Raw genomic sequence first — 17,159 nt, 5'->3', positions numbered from 1 at the left:
TACTTACTCAAAAGAAGGCCACAACTATAGCAATCATATTTCAGTTGTGAAGTTTTAGTGGTAATTAGGAGTCAGGAGTCAGAATCTAAAAATATTTTGATTGATCTTAGTTGTTCTTAAATATCTCATAAATCATTCCTGATTACTATATAGATATAGATATTTATATATAAAATAAATAAAAAATATTAAGTAATTTTTATATTTTTTGATTATCCGAGTAGGATTATGTTAGAAAAGTGAAAGCTAATTATAAATGTATTTCAGACGAGGAAAATAAATTATCTGGAATATTTTTATAGGATGTGTCTGTTGATACTAAAATACTATGAATTTCCTTAAATAATATGTTTGCTTTATATGAGTCAAAACCAGATTTATTTACAGTACCTAATTTAGAGGTAAAAAGTCAAATTCTATCTTTAGAATCAACCATACAAGAACTGCCACTGCAAGACTGTCTAATTGAATCTACCTGCTTTGGTAAAGATATTGCACCTGTATTTGAGGCGAATCTCTTACTATCAGGTGTCATATTAATAGATAGGCAAGGTAAATTTGTCGGCATGATTTCCCGACGATTATTTTTTGAAAGAATGGGCAGTCGCTATGGTATAGAAATGTTTTATAAGCGATCTATAGAAGCTTTGTATCAGTTCTCTAAAGTAGATGTTTCTATTCTTCCTGGTAATACATTGATTGTAGAGGCGGCGCAAAAATCCTTACACAGACGGCCTGAATTACTTTACGATCCAATTGTTGTAGAAGTCGAAACTAATGTTTACAGACTTTTAGATGTACATCAATTATTAGTAGCTCAGTCAAAAATTCACGAACTTACAAGTCATCTATTGCAAAAACAAACTCAGGCCAAAGCTATTCAAACGGAAAAAATGGCTAGTTTGGGAAGAATGATTGCTGAGGTTGCCCATGAAATTACAAATCCTGTTAACTGTATTTGGAATAATTTGATATTTCTTTGCTCTTATCTAGAAGAAATTAGTAAACTGTTATCTACTTATGATGAAGTATCAGATCCATCTCCAATTATAAGTCAAATTAAGGAACAAATAGAATATGATTCCTTGCAGGAAGAATTAGCTGAGACAACTCAGAGTATTAGATTTGGCTCAGAACAATTACTGAAAATTGTGAATAGTCTGCGTAACTTTTCACACATGGATGAATCTAAAAAGAAACCAGCGAATATCCATGAATGTATAGATAGTAGCTTACTAATTTTAAAGAATCGTCTTAAATACAATATTAAAGTTATTAAAAATTATTGTACTAATTTGCCAAGGGTTAATTGTTATTCTGGTCAACTTAGCCAGGTATTTATGAATTTAATTAGTAACAGTATTGATGCACTAAATGAAAAATCAGCAGAAATAGAATCTTTAGATTGGAAACCAGAAATTCAGATTACTACGGAAGCTATACTAGGGAAAGACTATAATTTGATGAGTATTAAAATGGCAGATAATGGTTTTGGTATCCCTTTGGAGATACAAGATAAGATTTTTGAGAACTTTTTTACAACTAAGCCAGTGGGTCAAGGAACAGGTATGGGTTTGGCTATTAGTAACCAAATTATTAATGAAAAACATGGTGGAAAACTTAAACTAAATTCTTCTCCAGGTAAGGGTACTGAATTTGAAATAATTTTACCAATATTTTAATTAATTGAATATTAGGATTGGAAGTTTAAGTAAAATCTCAGATTAAAGTTGTGTCAATTGTAATTCGGCAACTCTGAAGAAATTACAATACAAACTTAAAAATAGTGAAACTATACTAAAAAAATTTTGGTATAAAGTATACTGGCGCAAATTGTGAAAATTTTAGGTTATTGTATCTTAATATATACTTGAAAGTGAACCTATTAGCCATATATACTTTTTAATTAACGTGTCAAATCGAAATTTATTCGTTTGTTTATTAATTACCCTAGGTCTTTGGGGCACTACTATTAAATCTGTCCAGGGGCAGGCATTAGTTCCTCATATATTACAATTAGACTCTGCCCAATTAGAGCAGACAGGTTTAAGTTTAGCTGAAGAAGCATTACAGTTAGTAAGATTTCAACAGTTTGAGTTGGCTTTATCTAGAGCTGAACTTGCTACTGAATTAGCACCAAATAATCAACGAACTTGGACATTATTAGGTAGTCTTTACATTCAAGCTGAAGAGTTAGAAGAAGGTATTGCTGCCTTAAAACAAGCTCAAGAACTAGATCCAAGTAATCCTGATATTCGATTTGTTCTTGGTAGAGCTTACTTTCAAACATCTGATTATAAAAACGCTATCAATCAATTAAGAAAAGGTTTAAAATCTAAACCTGAGAATCCAGGAGCTTTATTTGATTTGGGTAATGCTTATTATAAGCGAGGTAAATTTAAAAGAGCGATCGCACAATACGAACAAGCTTATGAGCTAGAAGAAAATTTATGGCCTGCAATTAATAATATTGGTTTAGTTCAGTATGAGATGGGAAAAGTAGATGATGCGATCGCTAACTGGCGTCAAGCTGTTTCTATTGATAGTAAAGCTGCTGAACCACTTTTAGCAATAGCGGTAGCTCTGTATGCTCAAGGTGATAAACAACAAAGTCTGGCGATGGGAGAAGAAGCGCTGCGATTAGATAGCAGATATGCAGATATTGATTATCTTGATGAGCATTTGTGGGGGGAACGCTTAATTGAAGATGCGAAAAGATTTCTGGCAACTCCTCGTATTCAAGAAACTCTAGCTCAAATAGAAGATTTACCACCTTCTACCCAGGTTTCTCCTTGATAGGAGTGGGGAAACGCGGAGACACGGAGACGTGCAGATAGATGGACGCGGAGGTTTTCTTTAATCAGTAAAATAGAGCAAGTAGATTGAATTAATTACTCAATTATCCAATCTCCGTCTCCCCGTGTTTCCGTGTCTCCGCGTGTGGGTGTCAAATCAAACAACAACAGGTTCTAAAATTCCCACAATAACCTGGAGTAATTCTAACAAGTCTGTAGGAACTCGATACAGATTTATATCTTGCAGAATTTGCTTTTTTTGAGTATCAAGCACAGCAAATTGCCAAATATTACCCATTGATACTGCACCATATAACATAGAATAGTTGGCAAACGCTGCTTGCTCTAAAGCAATCAATTCTACTGCAAGTTGTGTGAAACCTCTTTGTAAGTCGGCATTTTTGGCTTCAATAACCAAAAACTGAGTTTGGGTTCGGAGAAAATAATCTAATTCACCTTTTAATTGTTCGCTAACTTTTAAGGAATAACTCACTTTGATTTTAGCTTGAGTGTAGTGAATAGACTCCATCAAAACAGGAGCAATTAGAAACTCCCGTCTAGCCATTTCGCTAGTTAAACTGACATAAGGTAAAATCTCTTCCAAACGTTGTTTTAAACTGTCTAACCGTTCGAGTTGACGATGGGTTTTGGGTAGAGTGAGCGATCGCGATTCGTACTCATAGCCAAAATAGGAGAGAATATCGTCAGGTTCTGAGTTTAATTTAAAATAGTCAGCAAAGGTATAAGATTGATTTGGATCAATAGTTGAAATTATAGACATATTATATAAACTCTCGGAAATGCTTATAAGTTAGTCCTCAATCCCCAGTTTCTCTGCTTCTGGGGAGTCTGGTGACTGAGTTATTACCTGGTTGTTACTGTTTTCGCCACCAAGAAATGGTAGCCAGTTTATATCTAATAATTGTTCAAGACTATAAGGGCAGTTTTCTGGAAAAATTATCTCATATCCTGTCTTTTGCCTGACATATTTTAATGCTTTTTCATAAATTTTGGCTTGGTTTTCCTGTAGATAATTTCGTAAATTTTGAGTTAAATCTTCATTGATTTGGGTTCTAAAACTCATAATTTCAGCTAGCCAATGATTGGCGTTATACTCATATTCAACAGTCCAATATTGCAGAAGAAGCAAATGTCTAATTATCTGTTCGAGAAACCTTTCAACTGTTTTTTTCTCTCGCCGACTCAACTCTTCTAATTCCTCAATTAAATGTTCTTTATCTAATTCATTGAATCTGTTTTCTTTTAATAGATTAATCGTTTCCACTAACCATTGTTCATATTCATTTTCGTAAAGGGATATTAAATTGCTTTTAACTGTCATTTTGGCCTCATATTCTTATTAACTTTTGAAATCTCATTAGAATAGTCTAGTAGGGTGCGTTAATGAAATGTAACGCACCGTGTATCCCAAATATTTTGGTACTATCTAGATTAGGGTTTCGTCCAGCCTTTAAAAGCTTCAACTAAAATATTAGCTACTGGATGGTTTAAAGCTTCCTTCAATGCTTGAGTCCCTACAGATTTCAACAAACCAACGACCCGCTCCTTTAATGTTGGCTTACTGTTAACTATCTCAATAGCTTTTTTGGCAACTTCCGTTTGACCTGCTATTGTGTTGGTAGGGTTAGATTCTTCTAGTTGCTTGAGGATTTCTTGTATTTCTGCTGCTGTCTCAGCTAGACTATTTGATTGGACAGGGTTGTTATTGTTTTGGACACCAATAATATTACCATTGTTGGTGAACTTACTACTATTATTATTATTGATAGAAACCCCATTGTGAGTTTCGGTCATTCTGTTTTCTCCTTTTTAGTTAGCTTATTTATTAGAAGTTTTACCTGCGGAAGAGATATTATTCACACTACCAATCATGTCGGCGTTATTCGTAATGTTATTAGCATCAATCATTATCCCATTATTGATAACCTGTTTGAAAAATTCAAATTCTGATGTATCAACTCCCAAATTTTTTAGTGTTTTAATGGTACTATTAAAAATGGTAGTTTGAATAGTTTTCCAAAAAAATAACGTATCTTGGGCACCGTAATAATCAAAATTGATTTTAATATCTCTATCAACTCTAAGGAAAGCCTTCAAACCTGTGTTGACAAAAGCAGCTAACGAAAGTGGTATCCAAACCAAGCTCCATAAAAAAATCACAATAACTATTATTAGAATACCTATCGGATTCTGGTAAAGCCATGGGTTGAAAACTACTTTTCTTATTGTAAAATTTGACACTTTCTCTTTCTCTTTTCTTTCCAAGAATAAAGGCTCTGCAATATACTCTCGTAAAGTCTTATCAACACCATAATTGTACTCTTCTTGAAACTCTGCGGATCTTTTTTGTCGAAAGTTACTAAGCTGCCAAGAGGTAATTTTATAGATAAAAACACCAATATGGACAACAGCTATTAAGCCAATTAAAAATGAGCCGCCCGGAAATATACCAAGAATTATACCAATAATCAGGGCTTTAATTAATCTTAAATGCTTAGTATCTTCAAGGGTAGAAACTAGGCTAAACCGCTTGCGATCTATACCCGTCAAAATGTAAGCAGCAGACTCAACAAAAGTAATCGAACCAGCATTTATAAAGCGCAAAAAGTGAGTCAGAACATAATCACGTTCAGTGTCAGTGTATTGATAAACTCGATAAGCTCGTTTGAGACTTCCTACTTTATTATGTTCTTCATTTAAAAGCGGGTCTTCTAGATAAGTTACTCCTGGTTGAGTAGTGGGAACTGCCAAAAATTGACTGTCTTTTAGCTCGAAACCATCAACAAATAAGTAGGAAAACTTTTGTAATTTTGGTAATTGTTGTTGAGCGATTTCAGCATCAACAGATTTATAAAATTCAGAAACAGGAATATCAACTCTACTATTTGAATCTTTAGATTCTGAATCTTCACGTTTTGGGGCTTTTAGTTTGTCTATTGGTACAGTCCAACTAGATTTTGGAATCAACTCCCCATAACCAGTGAAGGGATAGTTACCGCCAAAAACAATAACGTTTTGGTATTGTTCTACCTGCATTACTAGCTCCCGAAAGTTCTTTACCAATGGTTCCAGAAATTTGAAGAAGCCAACTTGATAATTGGGCTTGTAATTCTTTTTGATGAACTGTCTAGCCATGAACCATCGCAAATAAACTAGCTCGAATGCTACTAATAGTCCGGCAACAATACCAGCGAGAAAAGCCGAGGTTGAAAGACCATTAGCCAGAAAATATAGAACAGTATTGTCAAATCCTACTAATAGTCCCCAAATGATGCTAACTAGAGAAGAGTTTGAAAAACCAGTGTCGATTATTAGTAAGATTTGCACGCATACTGCTGCTAAGGCTAAAATTGAAAACAACACCGTAATTAAAGCCGAGCGAGCAGCGTGACCTGCAATTTCATCCAGCTTAAGGCTCGAAGCAGGAATTTTTGCTTTGTAAGGATCGACTCGCAAGTAATCCAACAACTCGAAGCTACTAAAAATTCCGTTTAAGTAAGCATAGCCTGACAATAGCCGTGTTGATGTTATTAAGTTTATTGTTGAGCTTTCCGTTTCGTCAGACTTTTGCTCAGGCAAAGCCAATAATGCCTGGCCTTCTATAATTGCTATGCGAGTTTTCCCCAAAATAGGAAGCTCTTTGTCTTCCATTACCCTACTGTTGAAGGTAATATTATTACTGCTACCGAGGTTTTTTACACACCATTTTTTTTTTGATTGGTCATACCTAAACTCTAAATGAAGGGTTGGCACATGACCAATACTAGGAAGAGTAATATAGCAGTCAGAATTGTGACCAACTGTATAAGTACGATGTGGTTGTAGAGTCCACTTTAAATTCGCTCTCTCAAGAGCTAAAGTTAGGTTTATCTTCATCCAACTTAGACCAAAGGATTATTAATACTTAGTATATCATCAAATCTAGGAGCTTTCATTAATGCTCTTAGATTCTGAGAGACTATCTGCTTATAAATAAAGTAAAACAGGTTATACTGAGATAGCTGTATTTTCATAAATATGCAATAAATTTAGGCTTATGCAAGACACAGTTAAAGTGGATTTAAAGCAGGATGAACGTTATTCAGTCATTAAGGTTATTCAAGAACACTCGTTTGAAACTATTTCTCTCGTAAAAGATACTTCTCAATACCATAAGCACTATTTAAAGAGAGATTTCAAAGGTCAAGACTTAGAAAAGTTTCAGAATAAATTAGATAGTTATTCTCAACTAGAACATCCACAAATTGAGCAAATTGAGCAAATTGAACATTCTGATGTCGATAGTAAGCAGCAGCAACTATCAATAATACAAACTTATGTTGAAGGAAAATCCTTATTGGAAAGCAAAACTTTTTTAAGTGAATATGAGGCAGTTCAGTTGATGAACCAAGTTTTAAAGGTGCTTTCCTACTTGCACAATCAAGGCTTTATTCACGGTGATATTTCTCCAAGTAATTTAATAGAAACTGAGGATAAATTACTTATTTTAGTAAATTTTAAGCTGATTCAAGATATCAGGGAAACTGCTAAAAAAGGAGCTTCAAAAGATTCCAAGCAGACAAAACCTAGCTCTAATGCAAATTTAGAACAGAAGAACGAGTCTACAACAGAAGTAGAGTTTAATTCCTTTCCAGATATTCGAGATTTGGCAATAACGGTATTAATGTTAATGACTGGTTTGAAGCGCGAGGAATTGCTTAGGAAAAACGGTAATACTTGGGAGTGGTCTGTCAGAAAGCAAATTAGCGATTCACGCGCTGCGGTATTTAAAAAAATGTTAGATGCTGACTTATTTAAAGAAATGTTAGATGCTAACTCAATTCACGTTAATGATGCTGCTAAAATTATTCACCAACTCCTTAATACTGTTAAGCCTACTTCCGCTTCTGATTCTCTTTCATATCTAACTACTGGTGTTTTCAGTGCATTGGGAATTTTAGTAATTTTTGTGGGATTGGTGGCAATTTTTCTAAGTGCCGACAATTCATCCAACACTCCTAGTATTCAACCAGAACCATCAAGGTTAAGCGAAACTCAAGAAAAGTTTTCTTGTCCCCAAGGTGAACTAATAGCGATCGCTTGTGACGTTGAACTTAAAGACTCAGATTCGCCTGATTTTGATGGAGGTGAGTTAACCGTAAAAATTGTTAAAGGTGGCACTGAGAACGATCGTTTGTTGATTTATCAGAAAAGGCCGACTACAGCATCTGCCGAGGAAAACAATAACCAGGTTACTTACCGAAATTTACCAATTGGTAGTTTTTCAGGTGGTATTGGCACTAAGCCTTTGAAAGTTGTTTTCAATTCTAGTGCTACTGTTAAAGCTGTTGAAACTACGGTTAAAAGCATTATTTATCAAAATGTATCGGATAATCCCAAAAAGGGTACTCGCACCTTGGAAATAAGAGTTACCGACGGAGATGGCGAAAGTAGTAATACTCTTAATCGAATAGTTACCATAACTCCCGTCAATCAACGTCCAGTTATTACTGTTCCAGGAATGCAAACTGCTAAAGAAGACCAAAAATTGAGTATTCAAGGAATTAGTGTTAAAGAACCTGACGGGAATAACATTTGTCTTAAGTTTAGTGCTGATAAGGGACAAATAATTGTTAATGATAATGTAGCTGGTGGCGTATCATTTCGGGGGATTAAATACAACAGTGATAATACAGTAGCTTTCTGCGGTACTCCCAGTCAAGTTAACAAGACTCTTAAGGCCAATAATGGAATTGTTTATGAAAGTAATACAAACTTTATTGGTAGCGATCGCCTAACAATATTTGCTCAAGACCTTAGTGACAACGATACTATTAGCGAACAAGAATTTATTTGGCCGGTTGGTGCTTTAAAGAGTAAAACAGACAGAAAAGATTTTGAAATTACAGTTGAGCCTACCAACGATGCACCTCGTCTCATAGGGTTTTCAAATGCTGATAGTAGTATTTTAACCTCGGAGAGTGCCGTTAAGGTAATTCGCGACTGGTTGGAAATCAAAGGTCAAATTTTAGGTCGTTCTCCTAATCGTCAGCTTTTATCAGAGTACACAACTGGCGTCTACTATAACAATTATATCAAAAGAGATGGAACTATAAATTGGCTGATTAGAAACCGAGCATATTACACTTATGAAAAACCTAGTGTTGAGCTTGTTGGAAATTTTCGATTATCAGGGAAACAAGCAAAAATTGATGTACGAACTTACGAGCGTCCAACACTTTACGTTGATGGAAGTATTGATTGGAGCGCTAGTGGTGATCAGCAAGGGGTATATCGCTTTACTCTTGAATTTAGCAATGGCAAATGGAAAATAGCAAAATCTCAAGAACTAGACTAATAAATAGGTTGAAATATAAGTTGATAAGAGACTGATGAATAAAAGCTTTTGGAGTAGCTTTCGTTTTCTTGTTCCCGCCACTTTATTAGTGGTGGGACTAATTCTTAACGGTTATGCAATTGTGAAATTTTTAACTAAAAAACCAGCAACCGTTACGCCCTCTCCTTCTGTTACCCCTACCGTTCTTGTTTCTCCAACACCTGAAAAAACAATTTCTCCATCTCCAACGCCTCCAGCGATAGCTCCTTCAATTGAGCAAAAATCAGTATTAACGCTCAAAAAGCCAAAATTCGGACATTTTCCCTACCAGGAGGGAGACGCGCAACAAATGGTAATTATTGGTAGTTATGCTACTGGTGCAGAGTATCAAAGATTCGAAAAATTGGCACCCGAAGCAGCTTTGGCTTTAATGAAAATGATATATGCTGCCAGGGATGAAGGAGTGTGGATAGTTCCTGTTTCAGGTTTTCGGACAATTGCTGACCAAAAGCAACTCTTCCAATACCAGATTCAGCGCCAGGGTTCCCCAGAAAAAGCAGCAAAAGTTTCTGCCCCACCAGGATACAGCGAACATCATACAGGTTTTGCCATTGACTTAACTGATGGCAACTTCCCGAAAAAAGATATAACTTATGAGTTTGCAGAAACAAAGGCTTTTCAGTGGCTAATTGACAATGCAGACAAATACGGTTTTGAACTGTCATTTCCTGAAAACAACCCTCAAGGAGTAAGTTATGAACCTTGGCACTGGCGTTTTTTTAAGTATGACGGCTTTCAATAGTAATATTAAACCTGGTTTATACGGAAGCTTTTTTGTGAAAGTAAGGTAGAAGGAAGAGAGCAGAAGGTAGGACGATTATGTCAAATTTGATTACTAAAAATCTGTTCCTACTCCCTTCCCGCTAGAGGATTACCTAGCCAAATATTGCTATAAACTATATGCTGCAATGGTCTACTGATTATAATCATGTGCCGAGGAGGGAGTAGAGCTATAATTTGATATGCTTTTATTTGGGATTTTGCCACCCTTCAACAATGGCAACTCCCACATTAACGTAAAGATTATCTAATAATCCTTTGAAAAGTTCTTTGCCTCCTGCTTGCAATGCTCCAACAAAACGTTGACGATTACTTGGGGGAATGGAGGCGCTGACAAATGCTACTTTTTCTTCATCTGTCGCAGCAGGATTATTTGATTCTAATTGTTTCAATAATTGTTGAATTTCCTCAGCAGCTTCCGCGAGAGTTTGCTTTTGCTCTAAGGTATAATTATTATGAATCATACTAGGATTAAATTCTTGTTTGCTGCCAGATTGAGCAGTATCAACAAAGCTATTTTGGGAATTGCGTTGATCATATTTTGATTGGTAATCATTCATGGGTCTATTAGTTGGATTAGAGTTAACTTCAACAATATTAGTATTATTACTTTTTTCATTTTTAGCAAAAATTTTAATAATTTCCTTTAAAAAGGTATAATTATCCTGATTCATACTAGGATTAAATTCTTGTTTGCTGCCAGATTGAGCAGTATCAACAAAGCTATTTTGGGAATTGCGTTGATCATATTTTAATTGGTAATCATTCATAGGTGAGTTAACTTTAATATTAAGATTAATATTATTACCTTTTTCAGCATAAATTTTAATAAATTCTTTTAATACTTGAATAATAAAATTTAATCCTAGAGTAAAGGGAAAAAGACAGACCAAAACGAGGTAGAGCAATGAGAACCTACTCAAGTGAGATATCAAACTAGAGTAGAACCATTGTGTTCCTTGCAAGGCAGCTATCTTAACTTTGATATTCTCGTTGTCGAGATTTTGGTCGTGTGTCTTGAGTAGGGTAATATCTTCTGGTTGCCAATCTACATTTTTAACCACAATGTTAATTTGTCCTTTCAATTCAAGACGTAAGTGTTCCAAAGACTGACTTGGTTCCCAAATTTTGGCAAAAAGCTCTAAAACTTTTTTCCCCTCTTCCCGACTAACAGATCGTTCATTCGTATACTTATCTTCATAAGGATATTGTTCTGGTGAACCTAACCATTTAATTAAGATAATAGTATTAGATTCTCCACCACTGAAAAGGTAGGCCAAAAAACGAACTGTTGCTTCTGTATTGCCATCTCTATGAGCTGCATTCAAAATTTGCAAAATTTGCTGAATGTTCAATTGTTCTTTTTCAATGTTACCCACTGCCATTATTGCTGCTTTACGAACATTTGAATCGTCATCACTCAATAACTGTAGTAACTTAGGAATCAATTCTTGAGCTTCCAACCCCATTTCACCCGCTGCTCTTGTTGCTGCTTTGCGGACATTTGAATCTTTATCACTCAGCAACGGTCGCAACCAGAACATAAGTTCTTTAGCCTCCGACCCCATCTCACCCAATGCTTTTGCTGCTGCATAACGCACATCCAAATCTTCATCTTTCAAAGAACGCACTAATTTGTAAATTAATTCTTTTGTAGCCTCCGATCCTATATTGCCTACTGCTATTGCTGCTGCATAACGAACATTTGAATTTTCATCACTGAACAACTGTCGCCATTGAGGAATCGATTCTTTATCTCCCAACATAATCTGGCTTATTGCTATTGCTGCTGCATAAGGGACATTTGAATTTTCATCCTTTGTAGAACGGACAAGCGAATCTTCATCTCTCAATAACTCTTGCAATTTGGGAATTAATTCTGTCGCCTCTGACCCCAGATTACCTACTGCTGTTACTGCTGCAGAACGGACAAGTGAATCTTCATCCCTGAACAACTGCAGCAATTGGGGAATTAATTCTATCGCCTCTGACCCCATATTACCTATTGCTGTTGCTGCAGCAGAACGGACATTTGAATTTTCATCCCTCAATAACTGTTGCAATTGGGGAATTAATTCTGTCGCCTCCGACCCCATATTACCTATTGCTATTGCTGCAGCAGAGCGGACACCCCAATCTTCATCCCTCAACAATTGTCGTAACCAGGGAATTAATTCTTTAGCCTCCAGCCCTATATTACCTATTGCCGTTGCTGCTGCTTCACGAACACGCCAATCTTTATCCCTCAACAACTCCAGCAACTGGGGAATTAATTCTGTGGCCTTTGACCCCATATTACCCATTGCCATTGCTGCTGCATAGCGGACATCAAAATCTTCATCCCTCAACAACTCCAGCAACTGGGGAATTAATTCTGTGGCCTTTGACCCCATATTACCTACTGCTTTTGCTGCTGCTTCACGGATCTTTGAATTTTCATCCCCCAACAACTCCAGCAACTGAGGAATTAATTCTGTGGCCTTTGACCCCATATTACCCACTGCCATTGCTGCTGCATAGCGGACATCAAAATCTTCATCTCTCAACAACTCCAGCAACTGGGGAATTAATTCTGTGGCCTTTGACCCCATATTACCTACTGCTTTTGCTGCTGCTTCACGGATCTTTGAATTTTCATCTTTCAAAAATGTTCCAATTTGTTTAACTCGCTCTAAGGGAATTTCACTGAACTTAAGGTCGTACTTAGCAATTTTTTTCACAACTTCACGCCGCACATTAGGGTCAGAATCATCCAATGCTGCCAACATTCCCTCGAGCTGCCTGCCTTTTGGTGGATACTTCTCTGCTCGAACGTAGTCCAAATTTACCACCACTAGGGCCAGCAAAAGCAGCAGCAAAAAAGGCCATTTGTAGAGTTTTATCATCTTAGGTTGGTAGACAGAAAACAGTAGTTTTTTCATGTGCTGGACATGGTACTTTTACAGCTTTGAAATCTCATTTCCTAAAAACAACTCTCAAGGAGTAAGTTATAAACCTTGGCACTAGCGTTTTTTCAAGTATGATGGCTTTCGATAGTTTAAAGTTGATTCCTTCGGATTTGATATTATTACTCTCCTACAACTTTTTTCATATAATTTCCCCATAACTGAACAGCTTGACTACTACTGCTATAAGTAGGGGAGTTATCATCATTTCCTAACCAAATTCCTGTAACCATACTTTGGTTAGGAATATATCCAATAAACCATAAATCTACTCCTAGATTAGTTGTACCAGTTTTACCCGCTTCTCCTAAACCCAAATTAAGACTACTACCTGTACCAAATTGCACAACTCCCTGAAGCATTTGAGTCATTCTGTCTGCTATGTATGGTTTCAGAATAGAGCGGTTAGCTTGAATATCTCCTTGAGGGTTTTCACAATTTGGATCTGGATCGTAGGAATAAATGCAGCGACAAGTGTAAATATTATTACGATCGCTACAATCACTACTATCTATAATCTTCCTAATAGTATGAGGTTTATTCGCTACTCCTCGATTAGCAAATACTCCATAAGCACCAGTCATCTCCAAAACATTTACTTCACTTTGACCTAAAATTAACCCAGGTACAGCATTTAATTTAGACTTAATCCCTAAACGTTTTGCCATTCTTACTACTCTATCTAAACCTACCTGTTGAGCGACTCGCAAAGCTACTACATTTTCAGACATTGCTAAACCTGTGTACATATTTGTATTGCCACTACTGCGTTGACAACCGCCGTAACTTACACCCATCCATCTTAGGGAATCACAAGAATATAATCTTGTTGGTGGTATCCCTCTTTCGATGGCAGCAGCATAAGCAAAGATTTTAAATGTAGAACCTGGTTGACGTTGTGCTTGAGTCGCTCGGTTAAATTGACTTTGTTGGTAATCTGCTCCTCCAGTCAGAGCAATGACTTCCCCATTCTTAGAATCTATTGTGACTATAGCTCCTTGAGAAAACCTAGCGTAAGAACCAGCGTTATTAATTGTATCTTGCAAAGTTATTTCTGCATGGGTTTGAATTTCAGGGTTTAAAGCTGTTTGAACGATAAAATTTCCTTCTCTTGCTAAGTCTTTTCCTAATAATTGTTCTAATTCGGTAAATACATAACTATAGTAGTAAGGTGCTAATGTACCTTGGATAACTTCTTTAGCTTTGGGATTAATTTCTATTCGCGATCGCCTAGCTCTATCTGCTTCTTGTTGATCGATCATTCCTAGACTCAGCATTCGATAAAGAACCCCGTCTCTTTTTTGTACAGCTATTTCATAATTTTGTACTGGGTTAAAACTATTGGGTGCTGGTAAAATTCCTACTAATGTTGCTGCTTCTGATAAGGTTAAATCTGTTGCACTTTTACCAAAATAAAATCTGGCAGCGTCTTCAAATCCATATAAATCTAATCCTAAATAAACTTTATTTAGATAAGCTAATAATAATTCTTCTTTACTATAAAAAGCTTCTATCTTGAGAGATACTATTGCTTCTCGCAATTTCCGACTAGCAGAATCTTCTGTACCTACATAATCTCTAAATATACTTCTTGCTAGTTGCTGAGTAACTGTACTACCTCCTTCCCGTATACCATCTGAACGTAAATTTATTAATACTGCTCTTAATATTCCGATGGGATCTACGCCGAAATGCCAATAAAAGCGACTATCCTCAGAAGCAATGACTGCATCTGGTAAATATTTGGAAAATTTAGAGATTCGTCCCAATTCATAATGAGAATTTCTATATTCTGGACGTAGAGGTGTTTGTCCATCACGAGCATAAATGACTACTGGGCCAGTAATTGGGTTGGGTAGGGGGTCTACTTGAAATTTTGTCCATTCAACTAGAATGATTAAACTGACTAAGGCAATAAATCCAGAAATGCCGAAGACACTATAACGAAGGATTGAAATATACCAAGCTGGAGGATTGATATACCGAATTTTAACAGCATCAGCTAATGCGGGTGGTCCTAATGTTAGGATATCGCCATGACGTAAAGCTAGACTATAAATCTGTTTTTTCCCGTTGTAGAGACCATTTGCGGAGTTTTCATCTTTTATGATATAGGGGGCGTTAGCTCTGTTTGGTTTTCGTGAGATGGATAGATGAATTTTGCTAATTAGGGGATTACGAACGACTATATCACAAGATTGGGAGGAGCGTCCGAGTATATAGCGATCGCCTAAAAGAGGATATTTTTTAGTTGGAGTAGTTTCTGCTTCTTGTATCCAGAGTTCGGGTACTTTGGCATTAGGTCTCAGTGCTAGTCGAGAAAAGTTGACGCCAGCATGAATAGTTTTCACCACCTGGGTAATGCTACCCAAGAGAGTTTGAGGATTACGAGGAGGTTGAGAAGAATTCATAACTATAGGTTTAATAATTAATAATTAATAATTAACAATTAATAATTCATAATTACCTCTTCTTAAAAAGAAGAGGATTGGATAAAAAGGAAATTTTTTTCTTATCTTGGTCGATTGGATATGGCTAGGTTTCCTCTGCATCCCACCCTTCGGGAAGCTCCGCTTTTCATGTCGGCGACAGCCGTTAACGAAGTTATGCGTAGCAAAACGACCGCTTTTTTATCGTTGAAAGGGGAGGCTTTAAACCTTGATTTTTCGGTAAGTAAGTGGGGGGAGTAGGGGTGGAACTGAGTTCTATGGCTGAAAAACAATACTATTTTTAGTTGAATAAAAAATCATGTGCATGGGCGAGTAACCCCCACCGATTTTTAGCTTATCATACTTTTTGTGAGAATGCAACCGAAAATCCTTTGGTGTGGCAATTTTTTTGATCTAATTTGTTGGCTTTTATACCCGCGCTCTCTCGCAGGGGAGCGTCGGGATGAATGCCAACCCATGCTACAATAAAGTCACTGAATTTTAGTAACAGGCCCAAAAATTGAAGTCCAGATACAAGTACCGTATCTATCCAAATCATATCCAAATAACCAAATTAAATCAACTATTTGGTTGTTGCAGATATGTTTGGAATAGTACATTAGCACATTGTAACCAACTATACTTTAACGGCCAAAAGAAACCTAGCTATGTTGATTTAACTAAACAATTTATCACTCAAGCTAAACAAGAATTAGTTTGGTTAAAGGAAGTTGCATCTACTCCATTACAGCAATCTCTTAAAGATTTAAGCCAAGCTTACAAAAACTTCTTTGATAGTTGCAAAGGTAAAGGTCAAAGAATTAAGGTTAAGCCACCAAAGTTTAAGTATAAAAAATCTAGGCAATCTGCAAGGTTTGTAGGAGAAAACTACAAAATTGGTCAAGATAAAATTTACTTACCAAAAGTAGGTAAGATTAAAATTGTTTGGTCTAGAAAACTGCCTACTAAGCCTACCTCTTTAACAATAATTAAAGATTCAGCAAATCGTTATTTTGCTAGTTTTGTAGTAGAAATAAATCCTGAGCATTTACCTAAAACTGATAGTTCAATAGGTCTAGATCTAGGCATTTCGACATTTGCAACTTTGAGTAATGGGGATAAAATTAATGCTCCAAAACCTCTTAAGAACAACCTTAAGAAACTAGCTAAATTCCAACGTAAACTTGGTCGTACTGAAAAAGGAAGTAAACGTCGTGAAAAGCGTAGATTAAGAGTAGCCAAGCTTCATGCTAAAATCAAAGACATTCGCACAGACTTCCTGCACAAGCTATCAACTAATTTGGTCAAAAAATATGACATAATTGTGTTAGAAGACTTGAATGTTTCTGGGATGGTAAAAAACCGTAAATTGGCTAAAGCAATCAGTGACTTAGGGTGGAGACAGTTTAGAACTTTAACTGAAGCTAAGTGTGATAAATATGGCAAAGAATTTAGAACTATTTCTAGATGGGAACCTACTTCTCAAAAATGTTCTAATTGTGGTTTTCAAGGAGGTAAAAAAGAACTAAATGTCAGGGAATGGACTTGTTTGAATTGCGGTACATTCCATGATAGAGATGTTAATGCTGCTGTAAATATTCTGAATGTAATTCAACCAAAAACCAAGGTTGAAATATTTAAAGAAAAAGTAGTAGAAACGCCTGTACAACTATCACTTTTCAATGAAGTCGCCGAGGGTCAACGGTCGATTATTTTCGGACACGGAGAAAACGTCAGACTTCCTGTAAAAAGGAAGCAGATTTCAGCGATGTGGTGCGACTCGTTGGCCACTAAACCAGTAAAACTGGGTATA

Annotated in this window: 12 protein-coding genes; 6 read left to right on the top strand and 6 right to left on the bottom strand. The window is 36.2% G+C overall.

Features of this window, described 5'->3' with window-relative positions; genetic code table 11:
• The first annotated feature begins 347 nt into the window (after positions 1–347).
• Entirely contained in the window at positions 348–1,682 is a 1,335-nt protein-coding gene (locus tag F6K40_RS17845) for a sensor histidine kinase (RefSeq protein ID WP_293138176.1), read from the top strand.
• A 229-nt stretch (positions 1,683–1,911) separates the two neighbouring features.
• Positions 1,912–2,796 (top strand): tetratricopeptide repeat protein, encoded by an 885-nt coding sequence (locus tag F6K40_RS17840; RefSeq protein ID WP_293138174.1) that lies wholly within the window; start codon positions 1,912–1,914, stop codon positions 2,794–2,796.
• A gap of 156 nt (positions 2,797–2,952) precedes the next feature.
• Here F6K40_RS17840 and F6K40_RS17835 read toward each other — a convergent pair whose 3' ends face one another.
• From F6K40_RS17835 to F6K40_RS17820, 4 genes are all read right to left on the bottom strand, one after another.
• Complete coding sequence (locus tag F6K40_RS17835) at positions 2,953–3,576, bottom strand: hypothetical protein (RefSeq protein ID WP_293138172.1); 624 nt, start codon at positions 3,574–3,576, stop codon at positions 2,953–2,955.
• 30 nt (positions 3,577–3,606) lie between these two features.
• Entirely contained in the window at positions 3,607–4,137 is a 531-nt protein-coding gene (locus F6K40_RS17830) for a DUF29 domain-containing protein (RefSeq protein ID WP_293138170.1), read from the bottom strand.
• A 110-nt stretch (positions 4,138–4,247) separates the two neighbouring features.
• Positions 4,248–4,610, bottom strand: coding sequence for a hypothetical protein (locus tag F6K40_RS17825; RefSeq protein ID WP_293138168.1), 363 nt, complete (start codon positions 4,608–4,610; stop codon positions 4,248–4,250).
• 24 nt (positions 4,611–4,634) lie between these two features.
• Positions 4,635–6,692, bottom strand: coding sequence for an FHA domain-containing protein (locus tag F6K40_RS17820; protein ID WP_293138166.1), 2,058 nt, complete (start codon positions 6,690–6,692; stop codon positions 4,635–4,637).
• 160 nt (positions 6,693–6,852) lie between these two features.
• Between F6K40_RS17820 and F6K40_RS17815 the strand changes: the two genes are divergently transcribed.
• Both F6K40_RS17815 and F6K40_RS17810 read left to right on the top strand, forming a co-directional pair.
• Positions 6,853–9,153, top strand: coding sequence for an IMS domain-containing protein (locus tag F6K40_RS17815; protein WP_293138164.1), 2,301 nt, complete (start codon positions 6,853–6,855; stop codon positions 9,151–9,153).
• A gap of 34 nt (positions 9,154–9,187) precedes the next feature.
• Positions 9,188–9,934: a M15 family metallopeptidase gene (locus tag F6K40_RS17810; RefSeq protein WP_293138162.1), complete on the top strand. Its 747-nt coding sequence runs from the start codon at positions 9,188–9,190 to the stop codon at positions 9,932–9,934.
• 226 nt (positions 9,935–10,160) lie between these two features.
• On the opposite strand, the gene F6K40_RS17805 is transcribed toward F6K40_RS17810, so the two are convergent.
• On the bottom strand, positions 10,161–12,740 hold the full coding sequence (locus tag F6K40_RS17805; protein WP_293138160.1) for a sister chromatid cohesion protein PDS5: 2,580 nt from the start codon (positions 12,738–12,740) through the stop codon (positions 10,161–10,163).
• Between F6K40_RS17805 and F6K40_RS17800 the strand changes: the two genes are divergently transcribed.
• The gene (locus tag F6K40_RS17800; protein WP_293138158.1) at positions 12,728–12,862 is read left to right on the top strand and encodes a hypothetical protein; all 135 of its coding nucleotides are present in this window, start codon (positions 12,728–12,730) and stop codon (positions 12,860–12,862) included. The two genes, F6K40_RS17805 and F6K40_RS17800, sit on opposite strands and share 13 nt — an antisense overlap.
• 177 nt (positions 12,863–13,039) lie before the next feature.
• Here the strand turns inward: F6K40_RS17800 and F6K40_RS17795 are convergent, their stop codons facing one another.
• Complete coding sequence (locus F6K40_RS17795) at positions 13,040–15,328, bottom strand: transglycosylase domain-containing protein (protein WP_293138156.1); 2,289 nt, start codon at positions 15,326–15,328, stop codon at positions 13,040–13,042.
• A gap of 538 nt (positions 15,329–15,866) precedes the next feature.
• Here F6K40_RS17795 and F6K40_RS17790 point away from each other — a divergent pair.
• Positions 15,867–17,159, top strand: a 1,293-nt coding sequence (locus tag F6K40_RS17790) for an RNA-guided endonuclease InsQ/TnpB family protein (protein WP_293138154.1), incomplete at its 3' end; no start/stop codon positions are given.

Origin of the sequence: Okeania sp. SIO3I5, from assembly GCF_010672085.1 — a bacterium.
GTDB lineage: Bacteria > Cyanobacteriota > Cyanobacteriia > Cyanobacteriales > Microcoleaceae > Trichodesmium.
Note: the sequence above shows the minus strand (reverse complement) of the source record. Positions and strands in the feature narration are given on the sequence as shown.